The organism is Pseudomonas putida (assembly GCF_028682455.1).
In the GTDB taxonomy this organism is placed as follows: domain Bacteria; phylum Pseudomonadota; class Gammaproteobacteria; order Pseudomonadales; family Pseudomonadaceae; genus Aquipseudomonas; species Aquipseudomonas putida_AA.
On sequence record NZ_JANHLD010000002.1, the window covers coordinates 649,536 to 667,313 of the forward strand.

18 protein-coding genes and 2 pseudogenes are annotated in these 17,778 nt (G+C 62.4%); 7 read left to right on the forward strand and 13 right to left on the reverse strand.

All coding sequences use genetic code 11. The features are described 5' to 3' along the window. Positions 1-21 precede the first annotated feature (21 nt). Complete coding sequence (locus tag NPS58_RS13655; protein ID WP_274115884.1) at positions 22-540, reverse strand: Hcp family type VI secretion system effector; 519 nt, start codon at positions 538-540, stop codon at positions 22-24. A 705-nt stretch (positions 541-1,245) separates the two neighbouring features. On the opposite strand from NPS58_RS13655, the pseudogene NPS58_RS29485 reads away from it, so the two are divergent. The 3 genes and pseudogenes from NPS58_RS29485 to NPS58_RS13665 form a co-directional block, all read left to right on the forward strand. Further along, a pseudogene (locus NPS58_RS29485) lies at positions 1,246-1,359 on the forward strand (hypothetical protein); the annotation flags it as partial. 4 nt (positions 1,360-1,363) lie between these two features. Beyond that, complete coding sequence (locus NPS58_RS13660) at positions 1,364-1,714, forward strand: hypothetical protein (RefSeq protein ID WP_337994267.1); 351 nt, start codon at positions 1,364-1,366, stop codon at positions 1,712-1,714. Positions 1,715-1,814: 100 nt separating this feature from the next. Beyond that, positions 1,815-3,674 carry an ABC transporter ATP-binding protein gene (locus NPS58_RS13665; protein ID WP_274115885.1) on the forward strand — a complete coding sequence of 620 codons (1,860 nt, stop codon included), beginning with the start codon at positions 1,815-1,817 and terminating at the stop codon, positions 3,672-3,674. Here NPS58_RS13665 and NPS58_RS13670 read toward each other — a convergent pair. The 6 genes from NPS58_RS13670 to NPS58_RS13695 all read right to left on the reverse strand — a co-directional run bounded on the left by NPS58_RS13670 (position 3,658) and on the right by NPS58_RS13695 (position 10,023). Then, positions 3,658-4,296 (reverse strand): dTMP kinase, encoded by a 639-nt coding sequence (locus tag NPS58_RS13670; protein WP_274115886.1) that lies wholly within the window; start codon positions 4,294-4,296, stop codon positions 3,658-3,660. The genes NPS58_RS13665 and NPS58_RS13670 overlap by 17 nt on opposite strands. 258 nt (positions 4,297-4,554) lie before the next feature. Beyond that, positions 4,555-5,367 (reverse strand): HpcH/HpaI aldolase/citrate lyase family protein, encoded by an 813-nt coding sequence (locus NPS58_RS13675; protein WP_274115887.1) that lies wholly within the window; start codon positions 5,365-5,367, stop codon positions 4,555-4,557. A 9-nt stretch (positions 5,368-5,376) separates the two neighbouring features. Beyond that, positions 5,377-6,603: a CaiB/BaiF CoA transferase family protein gene (locus tag NPS58_RS13680; protein ID WP_274115888.1), complete on the reverse strand. Its 1,227-nt coding sequence runs from the start codon at positions 6,601-6,603 to the stop codon at positions 5,377-5,379. Then, entirely contained in the window at positions 6,593-7,960 is a 1,368-nt protein-coding gene (locus tag NPS58_RS13685; protein ID WP_425313069.1) for an MmgE/PrpD family protein, read from the reverse strand. Before NPS58_RS13685 ends, NPS58_RS13680 begins: the two co-directional genes overlap by 11 nt. Positions 7,961-7,970: 10 nt before the next feature. Further along, positions 7,971-9,131, reverse strand: coding sequence for an acyl-CoA dehydrogenase family protein (locus NPS58_RS13690; protein WP_274115889.1), 1,161 nt, complete (start codon positions 9,129-9,131; stop codon positions 7,971-7,973). A 64-nt stretch (positions 9,132-9,195) separates the two neighbouring features. Then, entirely contained in the window at positions 9,196-10,023 is an 828-nt protein-coding gene (locus NPS58_RS13695) for an FAS1-like dehydratase domain-containing protein (RefSeq protein ID WP_274115890.1), read from the reverse strand. Between the two features lie 137 nt (positions 10,024-10,160). On the opposite strand from NPS58_RS13695, the gene NPS58_RS13700 reads away from it, so the two are divergent. After that, entirely contained in the window at positions 10,161-11,063 is a 903-nt protein-coding gene (locus NPS58_RS13700; protein WP_274115891.1) for a LysR family transcriptional regulator, read from the forward strand. Between the two features lie 6 nt (positions 11,064-11,069). Here NPS58_RS13700 and NPS58_RS13705 read toward each other — a convergent pair whose 3' ends face one another. Both NPS58_RS13705 and NPS58_RS13710 read right to left on the reverse strand, forming a co-directional pair. Continuing rightward, positions 11,070-11,279: a hypothetical protein gene (locus NPS58_RS13705; RefSeq protein ID WP_274115892.1), complete on the reverse strand. Its 210-nt coding sequence runs from the start codon at positions 11,277-11,279 to the stop codon at positions 11,070-11,072. A gap of 69 nt (positions 11,280-11,348) precedes the next feature. Next, positions 11,349-12,842 carry an acetyl-CoA hydrolase/transferase family protein gene (locus NPS58_RS13710; RefSeq protein WP_274115893.1) on the reverse strand — a complete coding sequence of 498 codons (1,494 nt, stop codon included), beginning with the start codon at positions 12,840-12,842 and terminating at the stop codon, positions 11,349-11,351. A gap of 416 nt (positions 12,843-13,258) precedes the next feature. Here NPS58_RS13710 and NPS58_RS13715 point away from each other — a divergent pair, with 416 nt between their 5' ends. The 3 genes and pseudogenes from NPS58_RS13715 to NPS58_RS13725 all read left to right on the forward strand — a co-directional run bounded on the left by NPS58_RS13715 (position 13,259) and on the right by NPS58_RS13725 (position 14,943). Continuing rightward, a complete protein-coding gene (locus NPS58_RS13715) occupies positions 13,259-13,546 on the forward strand; it encodes an EAL domain-containing protein (RefSeq protein ID WP_274115894.1) in 288 nt (95 codons plus the stop codon). A 203-nt stretch (positions 13,547-13,749) separates the two neighbouring features. Beyond that, positions 13,750-13,938, forward strand: a pseudogene (locus NPS58_RS13720) (methyl-accepting chemotaxis protein); the annotation flags it as partial. Between the two features lie 84 nt (positions 13,939-14,022). Then, positions 14,023-14,943: a LysR family transcriptional regulator gene (locus NPS58_RS13725; RefSeq protein WP_274116539.1), complete on the forward strand. Its 921-nt coding sequence runs from the start codon at positions 14,023-14,025 to the stop codon at positions 14,941-14,943. A gap of 32 nt (positions 14,944-14,975) precedes the next feature. Here the strand turns inward: NPS58_RS13725 and madM are convergent, their stop codons facing one another. The 4 genes from madM to NPS58_RS13745 all read right to left on the reverse strand — a co-directional run bounded on the left by madM (position 14,976) and on the right by NPS58_RS13745 (position 17,774). Then, positions 14,976-15,743 carry a malonate transporter subunit MadM gene (gene madM, locus NPS58_RS13730; protein ID WP_274115895.1) on the reverse strand — a complete coding sequence of 256 codons (768 nt, stop codon included), beginning with the start codon at positions 15,741-15,743 and terminating at the stop codon, positions 14,976-14,978. Between the two features lies 1 nt (position 15,744). Next, positions 15,745-16,155, reverse strand: coding sequence for a malonate transporter subunit MadL (gene madL / locus NPS58_RS13735; RefSeq protein WP_274115896.1), 411 nt, complete (start codon positions 16,153-16,155; stop codon positions 15,745-15,747). 66 nt (positions 16,156-16,221) lie between these two features. Then, positions 16,222-17,157 carry a malonate decarboxylase subunit epsilon gene (gene mdcH / locus NPS58_RS13740; RefSeq protein ID WP_274115897.1) on the reverse strand — a complete coding sequence of 312 codons (936 nt, stop codon included), beginning with the start codon at positions 17,155-17,157 and terminating at the stop codon, positions 16,222-16,224. Then, positions 17,154-17,774 carry a malonate decarboxylase holo-ACP synthase gene (locus tag NPS58_RS13745; protein ID WP_274115898.1) on the reverse strand — a complete coding sequence of 207 codons (621 nt, stop codon included), beginning with the start codon at positions 17,772-17,774 and terminating at the stop codon, positions 17,154-17,156. Before NPS58_RS13745 ends, mdcH begins: the two co-directional genes overlap by 4 nt. Positions 17,775-17,778 lie beyond the last annotated feature (4 nt).

Here is a 17,778-nt window from a genome sequence, read left to right on the forward strand (position 1 = left end):
GTTCATGATGATCGGTAAGCCTTAGCCGGCGACCGGCACGCGCCAGTCATCGGAGCCGGAAGTGCCGGACACTTCATGGGTCCAGGTGATTTTGCGGTAGGTGAAATGCACGTCTTCCAGGTGGGTGAAGTGCACGTTTGCAGGGTCCTGGCAGTTATGCATGTAGTCCTTGATGTCGACGATGATCGCGTCTTCCAGCTTGGTGGTGTAGTAGTGTTCCTGGGTGCCAGCCGCTGAGGTGCGGTACCAGTGGATTACGATCTCGGTCAGACGCTCGCCAGAGGTCAGGGCCGCCAGCAGCAATGGCGACGCCTTGTCGAAGACCTTGGTGATGACCACCGGCTTGTGGATGCGCTGGCCGGTGGGCTGGCCGGACTGCGGGTCACGCGGAATGATCACTTCGTGCTGGAAACCCTGGACCATGACCTGGTCTTCGTGGCCTTCCTGGTAGGTGTTGCCCACCGAATCGGCAGTGAAGGCCCCGGCGGTGATCAAGCCTTGTTTGGTGCCGGTAACGGACATGTAAGCGGGGGTAGCCATGGATACTTTCCTTTTCTGAAAAATAGTGTCGTCCGGCGGGTAAAACACCCGCTGGATCACGCTATCCTCCTTCAAGGACCGTGCCACAAACCGTTAGAGGCCTCTAGAATGGGGCTTTCAGCGCTAGCCTCATTGGCGGCACTGGAAATTCCGGTGAAAAACCCATAAAAAGTGCGCAAGAAGTTGCGCAGTACTGTGCAACTTCTTGCGCACTTGCTTCCAGGCCTTGTATTACGTGGCCTGCAGCCCAAAAAAGTGGCTTTTTTCGACATTGAGGTGCGCAACTTCTTGCGCACTTAACAAAATCGCCTGGCTGATGTTACAGCCCTGATACAGGCCCTCTGTAATAAGCAATCAGCTCATCACGAAACTCCTGGCAAAGCGGGGAAAGGTAGCCATCGGTGCGCCAGAACAAGTAGATCGGTATTGCGCAGGAAGTCGGCAATGGACACACCATACCCCGTCCATTCCACGGCAACGACCGGCGGCGGTAGCCCGCACTTGGCAAACGAATCAGCCAATACCTGGTACATGCGCGAGGGTGCCTGGGGCAAGGCCCAGCGCTCCTGTGTCAGATCCGCCAGGGTCTTGAATGTACTGATCCGGGGATGGCCCTGCCGCGCGGCGATTTGCAAGCTCAGTGGGCGTAACGGTTGATGGCTGATCCTGTCGTCACTGCGCACGATCTATTACGGCGCCGCGCCGATGAGCCCAAGCAAGCTCAAGCAACTCCAGGCGTGCTTCGGCAATATTTTCCAGCAGATATATGGCTCCACCGAGTGCCTGCATCCGGTAACCACGCTATGCAAGGCTGACCACCTCGATGCAGACGCCAGGCGCCTCAGCTCCGCGGGCCGGGTGGCGCCCAACGTGGCTGCGCTCGCGCGCCACCATCTGCGGCTACTACAACAATCCGGAAGGCACGGCGGCCGAATTTTCCAAGGGTTTCTGGAAGTCGGGCGACCTGGCTTATCTGGATGACGAGGGCTTCCTCTATATCGTCGACCGCAAGAAAGACATGATCATCAGCGGCGGCTTCAACGTCTATGCCATCGAGGTGGAGGCTGGGCTCAACTCGCACCCGGCCGTGGCGATGTCGGCGGTGGTCGGCAAGGTGTTGCGACGCCAGGTGCGCGACAAGTACTGGAAGGACCGCGCACGGCTGGTGGGCTAGCGGCAACACCCATTGGCGCCCCGTACCTTGACCTCGCAAACTCCCCAAAGCAACGGTTCAATGGCAGAATCTGCGCAATTTGATCGTTGTGGAGACCGCCATGCTGGGCGCATTTGAACGAAGGCTCGACCCCTTTCCTCCCGACGAGGTTCCGCCACCACCCGTGGGGCTGGCCCGCTTCCTGTGGGCGTGTACCCGAGGTGCACGGGGCTATATTCTTGCGTTCGCGCTGCTCAGCGCTGGCGTGTCGATCTACGAGGCCTGGCTGTTCGCTTTCCTCGGTCAGGTCGTGGATCTGCTCGCGACCTGGCAGGCAGGTGGTGATGCGGCGGCGCAGGAAAGTCGGGTGCTGTGGGGTATGGGAATCATCATGGTGTCCAGCGTCGGGCTGGTGGCATTGCGTACCATGGTGCAGCACCAGATATTGGCGATCAACCTGCCCTTGCGACTGCGTTGGGACTTCCACCGCTTGATGCTACGGCAAAGCCTATCGTTCTTTTCCGATGAGTTTTCCGGCCGGGTCACCACCAAGGTCATGCAGACCGCGCTGGCCGTGCGCGACCTGCTGTTCACCCTGATCGAGATCGCACCCGGGATCGGGGTGTATTTCATTGCGATCATCGCACTGGCCGGCGGTTTCGCGCTGAAGCTGATGCTGCCTTTCGTTGCCTGGGTAGTGTTGTTCGGCCTGGCCATGCTGTACTTCGTGCCCCGCCTGGGGAAAGTCGGCCAGGAACAGGCCAATGCGCGCTCGATGATGACCGGACGCATCTCGGACGCCTACACCAACATCACGACGGTGAAGCTGTTCTCCCACTCCAATCGCGAAGCGCATTTCGCACGGGCCGCGATGGAAGACTTCAAGCAGACCGGCTTTCGCCAGATGCGCCTGGTCAGCCAGTTCGAAATCGTCAACCAGGCATTGGTGGTGGCATTGATCATGGCAGCAGGTGGCTATGCCCTGTGGCTCTGGCACCAGGGTGAGGTCGGTGCAGGTGCCGTGGCGGCCATCACCGCCATGGCGTTGCGTATCAATGGCATGTCGCATTGGATCATGTGGCAGATGACCTCGCTGTTCGAGAGCATCGGCACCGTCCAGGATGGCATGGCCACCCTCACCCGCGGCCCCAAGGTCAAGGATGCGCCGGACGCAGGCGTGCTGGTGACCTCCGGCGGTGCGGTCAGCTTCGATAAGGTGAGCTTCAACTACAGTGGCGAACGCCAGGTACTCGACGGCCTGAGCCTGGACATTCGCCAAGGTGAGAAAATCGGCCTGGTAGGCCGCTCCGGCGCGGGCAAGTCCACGCTCATCAACCTGCTGCTGCGCTTCTATGATGTCGACAGCGGGCAGATTCGCATTGACGGACAAGACATTGCGCACGTGACACAGGACAGCCTGCGCAGCGCCATCGGCATGGTCACCCAGGACACCTCGCTGTTGCACCGCTCCATTCGCGACAACATCGCCTACGGCAGGCCCGATGCGAGCGACGCACAAATCCGCAGGGCCGCGGCCAGTGCCCAGGCCGATGAGTTCATCAGCCAACTGAGCGACCGGCAAGGCCGTACCGGCTACGACACCCTGGTGGGCGAGCGCGGCATCAAGCTTTCCGGTGGCCAGCGCCAACGCGTCGCGATTGCCCGGGTGATGCTCAAGAACGCCCCGATCCTGCTGCTCGACGAGGCTACCAGCGCGCTCGATTCCGAAGTCGAAGTGGCCATCCAGGAAAGCCTCGACGAGATGATGAAGGGCAAGACGGTGATCGCCATCGCCCATCGGCTGTCGACGATTGCCGCCATGGACCGGCTGATTGTCATGGATGAAGGACGCATCGTCGAGCAAGGTACCCACGCCGAACTGCTCGCCAAGAACGGCATCTATGCGCACCTGTGGCACCACCAGAGCGGCGGCTTCCTGGGTGAGGATCAGGGCGTGGCCGAGGTCATGGACCAGGGCTGAGCGAGGCCTGCCGATCAAGCACCCGATAGATCTGGGCAACCACCTGCAGGGTTGCCGCTTCGATCGATCCTTCATTGCGGCATAGCACCCAGCCGTGATCGGCAACCGCCCGTTCGAAGGCCTCGGTGCACGCGACATGCTCCTCCAGCGTGTGCATCACTGTACTGCTCAAGCCACGCGAGCGTGCCGCTGCCCTCGCCCATGATATTTCAGGGTCGGTGACCACCCCGACGTGCAGGTCCGGCACTTGCACGTTTCGCTCAAGGTTCAACTGGAGAATTTCTGCAAAGGGGACCATCCGCCGAAACGCCGCATCGGAGGGGTACCAGCGATCGATCAGGATGATGCTGCCGGGTGGCTGCCGGGTCAGCACATGCTGGGAAATCCAGGTGCGGCTGTCAGCAAAACGCTCACAAACCCCGAACTCCAGGTCCCGGGAGGGATTCCTGACGAACTGGTTAACGAGGGCCATTGTTTCACCCCTGTAGGGATCGCTCTTTTTCTCGCACAGGCGGATCACCTTCTGGTTGGCTGCCCTCAATACTTTCGTCACGGCCTCCAGCAGTGTGGTCTTGCCAGTGCCCTTGGGGCCATCCAGAGAAACAAACAACGGACGATTCATTCTTCAACTATCGATTGATGGACGGTTTCATGCCCGGTTCGTTCGCTGCAGCCGCTTGGCGCGCCGACGCGTATCGAGTGAGGGCCCTTGTGAGCAGGTTGGTGAACACTCTACCCGGTTTCTGGCTAGCGGGCTCGCAATCCAGGGTTACAGCCGCAACCCAAGCGTATGGTCCGTTCGATCTACTGTCATGCTGCCTTCTATTTCCGAGTTCACGGTGAAATCCCACCTCGCAACATCAACGGCCTGCTTGACTGCTCAGCCCTGAGCCAGGAGTCGGCGCGCACGGTCTATCACCGGCGCGTCGACCATTTGCCCATCCACTTCGAATACCGCCTGGCCCGAGGTGGCGGCGTCCAGCACCCGCTGCGCCCAGGCCTTTTCCTGCGCCGTAGCCGCCAGGGCTGCATGGATGACCGCCACTTGGCGTGGGTGGATGCACAAGGCACCGCCCAAGCCCATGTCGCGACCACGACGCATGGCCGCATCGAGCCCCGCTGCATTCTCGAAATCGGGATAGACGCTGTCCAACGGCGATGCCAGGTCGTTGACCCTGGAGTGCAGCAGCATCGCATAGCGAACCTGATCGAACACGCTGTCCGCCGCACGGGAACCGGCCTGCATACCCAGGTCAAGCGCCAGGTCCAGGGCCCCGAAGGTCAGCCGGGCTACCCCGGCGCAGGCCGCGATAGCTTCGATGGCCAGAACCCCCCTGGCGCTTTCGATCAATGGCCACACCGGTTTGTGGGTGGCGGCAACCGCCAGCACCTGGGACGGTGTTTCTGCCTTGGGCAGCAGGATGCCAACCACCCCCGGGAGCCTGCGGCACAGCTGCAGATCGGCCTCGTGCTCGCAGTGCCCGGCAGCGTTTACCCGAACCAGCACCCGCGCATCCGCTTGCCGCTCCAGGAACGCCTGCAGATTCACTCGGGCCTGAGGCTTGTCCTGCGGCGCCACGGCGTCCTCGAGATCTATGATCACTGCGTCCGCGCCGCTGGCCAGTGCCTTGTCGAAGCGCTCTGGCCGATTGCCCGGCACAAACAGTGCCGAGCGAACAATAGTGCATGACATAGCAAAGCCTCAGTCGCGAAGGGCGCCGTTCTGGATGGCACCGGTTTCCGTCAGTTCGCTGATGTGCGCAGCGCTGTAGCCCAACCCTGCGAGCACGCTGACGCTGTGCTGGCCAACGCCGGGAACCGCATCCATGCGCGGCGAGTAAGCACTGCTGCTGGCCGGCGGCAACAAGCTTGGCAGTGACCCTACCGGGCTGGCCACCTCGGTCCAGCGCTGCCTGGCCGCCAGTTGCGGATGCTTCCACACCGATGCCATGTCATTGACCTGGGCATTGGCGATCTGCGCTGCATCCAGCCGCTCGACCACCGCCGTGTAGCCCAGCCGTGCAAACACCTCAATGATGATGTCGCGCAAGGCCTGGCGGTTTTCCGAGCGCTTGAAGTTCGCGGAAAACCGCGGATCGACCGTCAGTTCCGGGCGCTCCAGCACCAGGGTGCAGAACTGCTGCCATTCCCGTTCGTTCTGCAAGCCCAGCATCACCGTTCCTTCATCGGCGACGGGGAACGGACCATAGGGATAGATGGTTGCATGCGCCGCACCCGTACGCTGCGGCGGCGTGGCGCCTTCAAAGGCGTAGTACATCGGGTAGCCCATCCACTCCACCAGGCTCTCGAGCATGGACACGTCGACGCGGCTGCCCTCTCCGGTTTTCTCACGCAGTAACAGCGCCGACAGGATGCCGGTGTACGCGTACATGCCCGCCGAGATGTCGGCGATCGAACAACCGGCCTTGGCCACCCCCTCTTCATCCGCACCACCGGTGACCGAAAGAAAGCCGCTTTCGCTCTGAATCATCAGGTCGTAGGCCTTCTTGTGTTCATAGCTGCCACCTTCGCCGTAACCGGAGATATCGCAGACAATCAGCCGCGGGTAACGCGTGCGCAAAGTTTCATAGGACAAGCCCATGCGCGCCGCTGCGCCCGGTGCAAGGTTCTGAACCAGCACGTCGGCCTGCTGCAGCAGGGCTTCGAGTACCGGCTGCGCCTGATCATGCTTGAGGTCCAGCGCCAGGCTCTCCTTGGAGCGATTGGTCCAGACAAAATGCGAAGCCATGCCCCGTACCCGCTGGTCGTAGCCGCGGGCAAAATCCCCGCTGCCGGGGCGCTCGACCTTGATTACCCGCGCGCCCAGGTCCGCCAGTTGACGGGTACAGAATGGCGCGGCAATCGCATGCTCCAGGCTCAGTACCGTGATGCCATCCAGCGGTCTTGGCGTATTCGACTCAGCAGCCATGGTTCATCTCCATCAAGTCGCTCAGATGCGCTGCCTGGCGCAAGCCCCATACGCGCTCGATCAGGACTCCGGCGTGATCCGCCCCCAGCGCTCCGGCATAGGCCAGCAAACGCCGGAACTTGTCTTCCAGTTCTTCCCGCGCCAGGGTGTTGTCGGGGTCGCCCTTGGGCGAGTCGATTGCACCATGCAGGCAGCGCCCATCGACGGTCAGCACATCGACCCGCCCCAGCCAGCGTTGCGGGTAGGCTCTATCGACTTCGGCGTCGAGCTGCATCGTTACCTTGTCGCGAAAGGCGCTGACCCGCGGGTCGCTCAGGGCGAACTGGTCGAACTCCGTCAAGCCCGCCTTGCCGTGTACAGCGATCAACCCAAGCACCGTGCCCATGGAGAACTTCGCCTGGTGGACGGTTTGCGCTACGGTCACCCGCCCCAATACATCGATCGCCCCTTGATGTACCCGGGTAATGACGCGTTCGACCTGGTCGTGCTGCAGCCCTTCGCGTTGCATCAACGCCAGCAGCGCATCGGCGGCAGGATGGGTGTGCCGGCAGGAGGCGTGGAACTTGAACGAGGTTTCCAGCAGGGCCCAGCGCTCGCCCAGGCGATCGGACAAGCATTCAGGACGCGCATCGCTGGACATGCCCGCCGCCATGCCCTGCTCGCCCTCAAGGATATCGCGGGCACCCGTCAGGCCATCGGCGGTGAGGTACGCCGCCAGCAGGCCATCGGCGGCCGCCTTGGCGGTGTGCAACTGCTTGGAATCGGCAGCATCGCGCAGGAACTCCCAGAGCCCTGCCGCCTGGGTACCGGCACTGCCCAGCAAGTTGATAAAGGCTTCTTCGTCGAAGTCCATCAGCTTGCCGACCGCGACCGCCGCCGCCAGGGTGCCGACGGTCGCCGTGGTGTGGAAGATGCGGTAATGCGAGCGGCCGAGGAACTCACCGATACGGATACCCGCCTCGTAGCCTGCGACCGACGCCAGCAGCAGCTGCTGCCCGGTTTTGCCCAGGTCCTGGGCCGCCGCCAGCGCTGCCGGGAAGACCACGGTGGCCGGGTGCAGCACCGAGCTGTTGTGCAAGTCGTCCTGCTCCACCAGGTGCGAGGACGCTGCATTGACCAGTGCGGCGAAGTACGCCGAGCTGCGCCGGCCGTTGACCAGAATGCCTGCAGTGCCGTCAGCAGGGCCCATCTTCGCGGCATAACGCTCGAACAATGGAATGGGATGGGCGCCCTGGCTGGCCAGTGCCGACCCCAGCCAGTCCAGAAACAGGTCTTCGGTTCGTGCCAGCACAGCGTCGGGCAAATCGCTGTAGCTCAGGCGTGCCAGAAATGCAGCCAGTGTACGGGTATGGCTCACGATGATGGCCTCAGTAGCTGCGTGGCAGCTCGAGCAGATGCTCGGCCACGTACGACAGGATCAGGTTGGTTGAGATCGGCGCCACCTGGTACAGGCGGGTTTCGCGGAACTTGCGCTCGATGTCGTATTCGCAGGCAAAACCGAAGCCGCCGTGAGTCTGCAGGCAGGCATTGGCCGCTTCCCAGGACGCCTTGGCCGCCAGGTACTTGGCCATGTTGGCGCTGGCACCGGCATTGACGCCGCTGTCGTACTGCTCGCAGGCGCGCCAACGCATCAGGTCGGCGGCTTCTATCTCGACATGGGCTTCGGCAATCGGGAACTGCACGCCCTGGTTCTGGCCAATCGGGCGACCAAACACCACGCGATCGCGGGCATACTGGCTGGCCTTGTCGATGAACCAGCGGCCGTCGCCGATGCACTCGGCGGCAATCAGAGTGCGCTCGGCGTTAAGGCCATCGAGGATGTATTTGAAGCCTTTGCCTTCTTCGCCGATCAAGCTGTCGGCTGGAATCTCCAGATTGTCGAAGAACAGCTCATTGGTTTCATGATTGACCATGTTGGCGATTGGCTGGACGCTCAAGCCGTTGCCAATCGCCTCGCGCAGGTCGACCAGGAAAATCGACATGCCTTCGGACTTTTTCTTCACCTGATCAAGCGGCGTCGTGCGCGCCAGCAGGATCATCAGGTCTGAATGCTGAATGCGCGAGATCCACACCTTCTGGCCATTGATGACGTACTTGTCACCCTTGCGCACTGCGCTGGTCTTGATCCTGGTGGTATCGGTACCGGTGGTCGGCTCGGTCACCCCCATCGATTGCAGGCGCAGTTCACCGCTGGCGAGCTTGGGCAGGTAGTAGCGCTTCTGTGCTTCGCTACCGTTTCGCAGCAGGGTGAACATGTTGTACATCTGCCCGTGAACGGTGCCTGAGTTGCCACCACTGCGGTTCACTTCCTCAAGAATCACCGAAGCTTCGGCAAGGCCAAGGCCAGAACCGCCAAACTCCTCCGGGATCATCGCTGACAGCCAGCCTGCCTGGGTCATGGCGCTGACGAACGCCTCCGGGAAGCCCTTTTGCTCGTCAATCCGGCGCCAGTAGGCGGCATCGAACTCGGCGCACAAGGCCCGTACGCCCTCGCGAATGGCGTTGAGCGCTTCACTGTTGGGATTCATCGTTACTCCTGGTTCTTGTTTTGATGTTGGGTGCAGCGGTAAGCGGGGCGAATGCCTGGTTCGGTCAGTCGAAGGTCAGTTCGGCCTGCTGCGCGATGCCGCGCTCATCGCCCGCCCACAACTCGGCCTTGCCGGGCGCGCTGATACGACCGCCGACTTGAAACGGCTCCGGGGCGATCAAGGGGCGCACCCCGCGATAGGCAAAACTTCGCAGGCGCACGTCGGGATTGGCGCGGCAGAAGGCACGCAGGTTGAGAGTGGCAATCAACGGGCCGTGCACCACCAGCCCCGGGTAGCCCTCGACGCCAGTGGCGTAAGGCCAGTCGTAATGAATCCGGTGGGTGTTGAAGGTCACCGCGCTGTAGCGCATCAACAGCGTCGTCGTCGGCTCGACGTTGTCCTGCCAGTCCGCGGGCGGCATGGCCTCGCCATCCCCCAGTCGTGGCGGGTTGGGTTCGCGAAAGACGATGTCCTGGTCTTCACGCAGGCACAGGTTGCCGTCCTGCAGGTAGTCGTGCCGCAGGGTGGCAAACAGCAATGCCCCGGTGCGCCCAGCCTTTTCTTCGACATTGAGCAAGGTACTGGAGCGGGTTGCCTGGGCATCCACGCGCAGGGGCTCGAAGAACTCCATCCGTCCTCCGGCCCACATGCGGTTGCGATTGCCGGTGGGTGGCAGCAGCGGGAGGTGCGCTGGATGACCGTCGCGCCCCAGCGCCAGTTGATCGATGGCCGGTTGAAAGAACGCCCAATGCCACAGCGGCGGCAACACATCGCCGGGCGCCGGTGCCGCCTGGCCCAGTGTCGCGGCGATACGCTTGACCAGGTTACCGCTCAGGCACTCCTGGGTTTGTTCCCGGCGGCCGATCCAGTCGGCATAAGGTGGAGGGTTCATGGCGATAGTCCAGGCTCGTTCAAGGTTGAAACAAGCATGCCGAGGGGCTTGCGTTTGATGAATCAGTCTTTTCATAATCCAGCGTTCGCCATAGCCGAACGCCAAGCACACCTTTTTCGCCGACCTTGAGCCCGCCCATGCACTTCGATCTGGCCGACCTGCGTCTGTTCATTCACATTGCCGAGGCCCCCAGCCTGACCCAGGGCGCTCGCAAGGCTTGCCTCTCGCCCGCTGCCGCCAGCGCGCGGATCAAGGCCCTGGAAAACCAACTGGGCAACCGCCTGCTCTATCGCGACAATCGTGGCGTCGAGGTCACGCCGGCAGGCCAGCGCCTGCTGCATCACGCCCGCCTGATCCTGCGCCAGGTGGAGTACCTGAAAAGCGAATTCACCGCCTACGGGACCGACGCCATCGGCCACATCCGCATCTTCGCCAATACCACCGCAGTGACCGAGTTCCTGCCCCAGGTACTGGCAGGCTTTCTTGCGCTGCGCCCTGGCGTTAACGTCGACCTGCAGGAAAAGCTCAACCGCGACATCGTTCGCGGGGTGCTGGATGGCTCCTCCGACCTGGGCATCATTGCCGGCCCTGTACATGCCAATGGCCTGCAAGTGCTGCACTTCAGTACCGACCGCCTGGTGCTGGCCGTTCCCCACGGACACCCCTTGGCGCAACAGCGCCGCCTGCCCCTGGCCGATACCCTGCAGTTCCCCCATATCGGCCTGCACGATGGCAGCACGCTGAACAGCTTCATGCGTGAGCAAGTAGAGAAAATCGGCCAGTCCCTGCCGCTACGCATCCAGCTGTCGGGCTTCGAGGCGGTGTGCCGCATGATCGAGGCGGGCGTCGGCATTGGCGTCATTCCCGAGACCGCCGCACGCCGCCATGCCCTGAGCATGAAACTGTCGATCGTCGAGCTGGACGAGCCCTGGGCGGTTCGCGAACGCAGCATCCTGGTGCGCGACCTACAGGCACTGCCCGCTTGCACGCAAGCCTTGATCCAGACGCTGCAGGCGTCTGGCGCGCGTCAGGGCCGATAATTCGCGTCATGGCGACAGCAAGCCCATTTCCTTGGCGCGCATGACCGCGAGCGTTCGGCGCTTGACCCCAAGCTTGGCTACGTTGAAATTGGAAATGAAGCCTGCATCCGGGTCTTGTCGCCCAACTGGCACCAATGGAGTGCACCGCCCGCTGATCGTGGGCAGCGGGCGGTGCATTGCCTTCATGGCAGCTTGCAAACGATGGGCTTCGTACAACCCACCGCTGTTCCTGCCTCCCTGCAGTGGAAAGCGAGCCTGGGTGACCAGGCAGCGTTATCCGATGAGTCAGCTCTTGAGCATGCGCCCGGTTTCTTCCAGGTTTTCGTGCCAGGCCAGGGCTTCGCGCAGAATGTGCGGGGTGTGCCCGCCCCGCTCGCAGGCGCGGGTGAAGTAGTCATTCAGTGCAGCGCGATAATCCGGGTGCACGCAGTTGTCGATGATCACCCGCGCGCGCTCGCGCGGTGCCAGGCCGCGCAGGTCGGCAAGGCCCTGCTCGGTGACGAGGATGTCGACATCGTGCTCGGTGTGGTCCACATGGCTGACCATCGGCACCACGCTCGAGATCGCACCGCCCTTGGCGATGGACTTGGTGACGAAGATCGCCAAGTGGGCGTTGCGGGCGAAGTCGCCGGAACCGCCAATGCCGTTCATCATCCGCGTACCGCAGACGTGGGTGGAGTTGACGTTGCCGTACAGGTCGAACTCGAGGGCGGTGTTGATGCCGATGATGCCCAGGCGGCGGACCACTTCAGGGTGGTTGGAGATCTCCTGGGGGCGCAGCACCAGTTTGTCCTTGTAGCGCTCCAGATTGCCGAACACGTCTGCGTTGCGGCGGGTCGACAGGGTAATCGAGCTGCCCGAGGCAAAGCTCAGCTTGCCGGCGTCGATCAGGTCGAAGGTCGAGTCCTGCAGGACTTCGGAGTACATGGTCAGGTCTTCGAACGGCGAATCGATCAGGCCGCACATCACCGCGTTGGCGATGCTGCCGATGCCTGCCTGCAGCGGGCCGAGCTGGTTGGTCATGCGCCCTGCGGCCACTTCCTGCTTGAGGAAGTTGATCAGGTGGTTGGCGATGCCCTGGGTTTCGTCATCCGGTGGCAGGACGGTGGACGGCGAGTCCGGCTGCTCGGTGATGACGATGCCGACGATCTTGGCCGGGTCGATCGGGATCGCGGTGCTGCCGATGCGGTCGTCGACCTTCACCAGCGGGATCGGCGTACGGGTTGGGCGGTAGGTCGGGATATAAATGTCGTGCAGGCCTTCCAGGTTGGCGTTGTGCGCCAGGTTGATCTCGACGATCACCTGTTTGGCGAAGATCGCGAAGCTGGCCGAGTTGCCCACCGAGGTGGTCGGCACGATGTGGCCTTGTTCGGTGATGGCAACCGCTTCGATGACCGCGATATCCGGCAGCTTGAGTTGCTGGTTGCGCAGTTGCTCGACGGTTTCCGACAGGTGCTGGTCGATGAACATGACCTTGCCGTCGTTGATGGCCTTGCGCAGGGTGCTGTCGACCTGGAATGGCATGCGACGGGCCAGGACACCGGCCTCGGTCAGTTGCTTGTCCAGGTCGTTGCCCAGGCTGGCGCCAGTCATCAGGCTGATTTGCAGGGGCGACTGCTTGGCGCGCTCGGCCAGCGCCCGGGGCACGGCCTTGGCTTCGCCGGCGCGGGTGAAACCGCTCATGCCGACGGTCATGCCGTCCTCGATCAGGCCAGCGGCATCAGCCGCACTCATTACCTTGCTGTGCAGGGAGGACAAGCGGATACGGTCACGGTACATGGATGGTTATCTCGATTGCTGACGCGTGAGGGCTATTGTCTGAAATCACTGAAACTTGCTGGGTCCAGACATTCTTACGGCAAACAACTTGGGCCATCAATCAAGCAAAGGCGCCAATCGTTACGCTGGCATTAACGATGAAAACATTGATTACATTGCGCCCGTACACCCATGATGGCATGGCTATTTCATTCAACAATTCGTCGTTCGAACAACGAAACCTATATGAGTCAGACCCTTGTTTTAACATCGCCCGGCGCAAGCACTTGTTCTGCGTTGCACACGGCGTTTCATACCGTTGAACCTGTGTATTGTTGACCTGAATGAAAGCCACTTCAATCGCCCATTCATCGCCCGCCTGTATCGCTACTAACGTCCTGGATATACGCCGCTGCACGCGTCGCTGGCTCTCTGTGATGCTGGCCTTTCTGATCGTTTTACTGCTGGTTGCCTGGCAACACCTGTATTTCGGCATTCTGGATGCGCGCGAACAAACCGAAGCGGATGCCGGGGCCATCCTGATGATGGCGGCGAAACTGGATATAGAAACCGTTGCAGAGGGCGTTGAAACCCTTGAACAAGCAAATTGGCTGACGGCCGCCGGCTGCCAGATGATGCAAGGTTTCCTCTTCGGCAAGGCGATGCAGGTCGAACAACTGCTGAGCTGGAGTCGATCGAGGCGTATTGGCACGGCGAAAACCTGAACTGCACTCAGTCAGCCACTCAACAACTTTCAATTGTTTGTTCGCCCCTCAACCCGAGAGTTTGTCATGAACGTTCGTTCGCTCAATATCGCACCCCGTGCGCACATTTGCTTTGGCGTTATTGTCTGTTTCGTTATAACTCTGGGCCTGTTCGCCTACTTGCAACTGGGCAATATCCGAACATCGGAGCAAGACATCGAATCAATCGATTGGCACTGAACGCGGCTATCGAGGCAGCACGTGCCGGCGACCGGGGCCGGGGGTTTTCCGTAGTGGCTGACGAAATCCGCGCGTTGGCCCACGGCACACAGGCCTCTACCCTGGAAATCGAGAATCTGATCGAGTCGATACAAAGCAGTACCCTCTCTGCCGTGGCTTCAATGCAGGCCAGCACTGTTTTTGAGGACGCTGTCGCCAGGCATCCTGAAATCTCTGCATACAGGCATAATCAGACCAACAATGACCCGGGGCCGACCATGCTGATCGATGAAGAGCTCACCCTGAAAAAGCTCGAAGTGTTTCTCGCCTTCATGCGCACCGGGAACCTGTCCCGCGCGGCGGCGCAGCTGCAGACCAGCAACGTGAGTGTGCACAGGGCCATTCATTCGCTGGAAAGCGCCCTGCGCTGCCCGTTGTTCAAGCACGAAGGCCGCAACCTCACGCCGCTCGAAAGCGCCTATGTGCTTGAGGAGCGAACCCAGAAGCTCATCCAGGATGTCGTCGACACGGTGCGTTTGACCCGTGAAGCCGCAGGGTTTTCGGCCGAGCGATTCAAGCTGGGCTCGTTGTACTCACTGACGGTCAAGACCGTGCCGCAACTGATCATGGGCCTGAAGATTCGCCGTAGCGAGCTCAACATCGATCTGATCCTGGGTTCGAACTTCGACCTGTTGTACAAGCTCAAGAACATGGAGGCCGACGCGATCCTGGTCTCCCTGGACGAGAGCACCAATGACCCGGACTGTGAGTCGATAGAACTGTTCAGCGACGATATCTTTCTCGCAACCCCGGTCGACTCGCCCTTTGCCTCCCACACGGAAGTAGACCTGGCCGAGCTGCGCGAGTCGACCTTCATCACCCTGACCCAGGGCTTTGCCACTCACCGCGATGGCGTCAGTGTGTTCGATCAGGCGGGATTCGCCCCGAAGGTGGCGATGCAGGTGAACGATATCTTCACCTTGCTCAGCATGGTCAGCTCCGGGGTGGGCTATGCCTTGCTGCCAGGTCGGATTGCCGCGGTGTACGAGAACCGCGTGAAGTTGATACCGCTGCAGGCCCGCTACAGCCTGCAACAGCATATCGGCGTGGTGTTCCTCAAGGCCAAGGAGCGCGATCCGAACCTGCTGGCCCTGTTGGCCGAATGCCGGATGTATGCCGGCCGCCATGCCAAGGGTTGAGCCCCCTGCCCGGTCGGGCAAAGGGCTCGGGTTCACGCCCCGACCAGGCCGCGAACCACGAAATACAGCAGCGACGGGCCCAGCAGGCAACCCAGCCCGGTGTGGAAGGTGGCGGTCAGCGCGCCGTAGGGCACCAGCCGCCGATCGGTGGCCGCCAGCCCCGCCGTCACACCGCTGACGGTGCCTGCCAGGCCGCCGAACACCATGGCCGAGCGTGGATTGTCCAGCCCCATCCAGCGTGCCGCGAATGGCGTGCAGACCATTACCAGGATCGCCTTGATCAACCCTGTGGCAATCGACAAGGCCACCACCTCGGAGCTGGCACCAATCGCAGCGCCGGTCACCGGCCCGACAATATAGGTCACCGCGCCCGCACCAATGGTCGAGATGCTCACCGCATCGCGGTAGCCGAACGCCCAGGCGACGCAGGCGCCGACGATAAAGGGCAGGATGGTGCCCAGTATCAGGGCCAGCGCCCCGACCATCCCGGCCTTGCGCGCCTCGGTAGCCTGGACTTCGAACGCGGTGGCAACGATGGCAAAGTCTCGCAGCATGGCGCCGCCCATCAGGCCGATCCCGGAAAACAGCGCCAGGTCCGCCAGCCCCTTTTGCCCACCCGTCAGGGTCCCGCCCACCCAGGCCAGCACCAGGCCGATGACAATGGCGATGGCCGAGCCGTGTACCCGGCCGAAGGTCAGGCGCTTGGACAGCACCACCGAGACCCACATGATCACCCCGACAAACGCGAAGGCAGTGATCAGACCGTTGTGTTCCAGGCCTTTTACGATGACGTCGAGCATATCAATGACTCCCGTTGGTCGATGGCAGTACGTCCAGCGGCTCGGCCGGCAATGGCTCGCCTTTGTGGGTACGACTGATCAGGGCGATGGTGGCGCCGCACAGCAACACCGAACCGATGGCCGCCAGCACCGCCATCGGCCCGCCATGCAAGGCGGTGACCACGTTCTGTTGCGCGGCCATGGCCACTACCACCGGAATGTACATCGCGCCCCAGAAGCCCACGCCCAGCTCGCATTCCTTGCTCAAGCCACCATGACGGTGCATGTACAAGCGCACGAAAATCAGCAGCAGCATCGCGATACCGACCCCGCCGACGTTCGATTGCACGCCCATCAGCGCGCCCAGCAAATCACCTGCCACAATGCCCACCAGCGTGCAGATCGCCAGTAAAGCCACACCGTAAATAATCATTGTTGTTGTCCTCCAGGGTGTACCGCCTTCAATTATTGTTTTTGTACCGGGCAAAACAGAGCAGGTTCAGAGGTGGCTCAAGCCCTCCCGTTGCATGAGTGAAACAAGGGTATCCAGACGGGCGCCTTCGAAGCACAGGGTGGTGCCCTGGGTGAACACCCGCCGGGCAAGACCGGTAAGGACCTGGCCCGGCGGCAGTTCGATCTGCAGGCGTACACCGCGTTCGTAAGCGCTTTGCAGCGTTGCCCGCCAATCGACGATCCGGCACATGTTGAAGGCCAGTTCATCGCGGATGCTTTCGGCGCTATGCAGGGGCCTGGCCCGGCTGCTGCTCAGGTAACCCAACCGCGGCGCATGCACGGTCACCTGGGCGAATGCGGCAGCCAGTACCTGGGCGGGCGACTCCAGAAGCGGGCAATGCGACGGCACGCTGACGGCCAGGCGCTTGCAGACCACCACGCCAGCGCTGCGCGCCCGTTCGGCAACACGGGCCATGGCCGCGTCGCTGCCGGCGATCACCACCTGGTTGTCGGCGTTGATGTTGGCCAGGTACACCGGAGTCGCTTCGCTGTGCACTTGTGCCAACAGCGCTTCGACGCGCGCAGGCTCCAGGCCGATGATGGCGGTCATGCCATAGCCGTAGGGCCAGGCCTGCTGCATCAACTCCGCGCGCAGGCTGACCAGCCTCAACGCATCGGCAAAGCTCAACGCACCCGCCACCACCGCCGCCGGATAGGCGCCGATCGAAAGCCCCGCCACATACGCCGGCGCCGGTGCGTGTTGCAACAGCAAGCGGGCACAGGCCACCCCGGCCACCAGCAGGCACAGTTGCACCGCACGGGTAGACGCCAGCGCCGCTGCCGAATCCAGCTGCAGGACGTCCTCGCCGAGTACCGCCGAGGCCTCGGCAATGCAGTCGCGCACCAGCGGCTCATCCGCCAGGCCATGCAACATGCCCGGCTTCTGTGCGCCCTGCCCCGGGAACACCAGCCAACTGCTCATGCCAGTCGCTCCGAGACCAGCCACGGATCAGCCACCAGGCAGGCGCCGGCGCTGGACTTGAGCAGTACCTGGCGTGCGTCGCCGGCCCACTCGCCCAGGGCTACTGCGCCCCCGGGCGTTTGCAGCTGTACATCGATGCGGCACAGCGGGGTCTGCAAGCGCTCCAGCAGTTGCCGGGCCGCCGGCCGCGACATCGGCACGGGGGTACGCACGATCAGGTCAAGGTCACTGTGCTGATGCAACGCAGCCACACCGCAGGCAAGCTCATAACCCGCGCTGCCGCTGACGCCCCAGACCAGCCCCGTCGCCTCGAGCACCGGCTTCAGTTGCTGCAAGGCCTGCAGCGCCGGCCATCGCCGCTCACCCAGCGGGTGCGCAGCGAGTTGCTCCGGGCTGAGCCGATGCAGCACGCTGCTTGCCGGTATCCAGCTCGCATAACGCTGTTCGCGGTTGCTGCCGCGCAGGCCCACGGCGACCTGCCCTGGCACCCCGTTGGCTCGACGCACCACCACCGGCTGGCCTTGCTGCAGAACCTTGACCGCCCAGTCCGGCGCGTCGGCTGGTAACCAGTCGACACACGCGGTCCACAGCAGGTCGTGAGGCAAGTAGCGGTCCATGGCT

Coding starts and splice junctions, on each gene's coding strand:
- NPS58_RS13655 (WP_274115884.1), bottom strand. CDS start 540: ATGGCTACCCCCGCTTACATGTCCGTTACCGGCACCAAACAAGGCTTG.
- NPS58_RS13660 (WP_337994267.1), top strand. CDS start 1,364: ATGCAGACGCCAGGCGCCTCAGCTCCGCGGGCCGGGTGGCGCCCAACG.
- NPS58_RS13665 (WP_274115885.1), top strand. CDS start 1,815: ATGCTGGGCGCATTTGAACGAAGGCTCGACCCCTTTCCTCCCGACGAG.
- NPS58_RS13670 (WP_274115886.1), bottom strand. CDS start 4,296: ATGAATCGTCCGTTGTTTGTTTCTCTGGATGGCCCCAAGGGCACTGGC.
- NPS58_RS13675 (WP_274115887.1), bottom strand. CDS start 5,367: ATGTCATGCACTATTGTTCGCTCGGCACTGTTTGTGCCGGGCAATCGG.
- NPS58_RS13680 (WP_274115888.1), bottom strand. CDS start 6,603: ATGGCTGCTGAGTCGAATACGCCAAGACCGCTGGATGGCATCACGGTA.
- NPS58_RS13690 (WP_274115889.1), bottom strand. CDS start 9,131: ATGAATCCCAACAGTGAAGCGCTCAACGCCATTCGCGAGGGCGTACGG.
- NPS58_RS13695 (WP_274115890.1), bottom strand. CDS start 10,023: ATGAACCCTCCACCTTATGCCGACTGGATCGGCCGCCGGGAACAAACC.
- NPS58_RS13700 (WP_274115891.1), top strand. CDS start 10,161: ATGCACTTCGATCTGGCCGACCTGCGTCTGTTCATTCACATTGCCGAG.
- NPS58_RS13710 (WP_274115893.1), bottom strand. CDS start 12,842: ATGTACCGTGACCGTATCCGCTTGTCCTCCCTGCACAGCAAGGTAATG.
- NPS58_RS13715 (WP_274115894.1), top strand. CDS start 13,259: ATGCTGGCCTTTCTGATCGTTTTACTGCTGGTTGCCTGGCAACACCTG.
- NPS58_RS13725 (WP_274116539.1), top strand. CDS start 14,023: ATGCTGATCGATGAAGAGCTCACCCTGAAAAAGCTCGAAGTGTTTCTC.
- madM (WP_274115895.1), bottom strand. CDS start 15,743: ATGCTCGACGTCATCGTAAAAGGCCTGGAACACAACGGTCTGATCACT.
- madL (WP_274115896.1), bottom strand. CDS start 16,155: ATGATTATTTACGGTGTGGCTTTACTGGCGATCTGCACGCTGGTGGGC.
- mdcH (WP_274115897.1), bottom strand. CDS start 17,157: ATGAGCAGTTGGCTGGTGTTCCCGGGGCAGGGCGCACAGAAGCCGGGC.
- NPS58_RS13745 (WP_274115898.1), bottom strand. CDS start 17,774: ATGGACCGCTACTTGCCTCACGACCTGCTGTGGACCGCGTGTGTCGAC.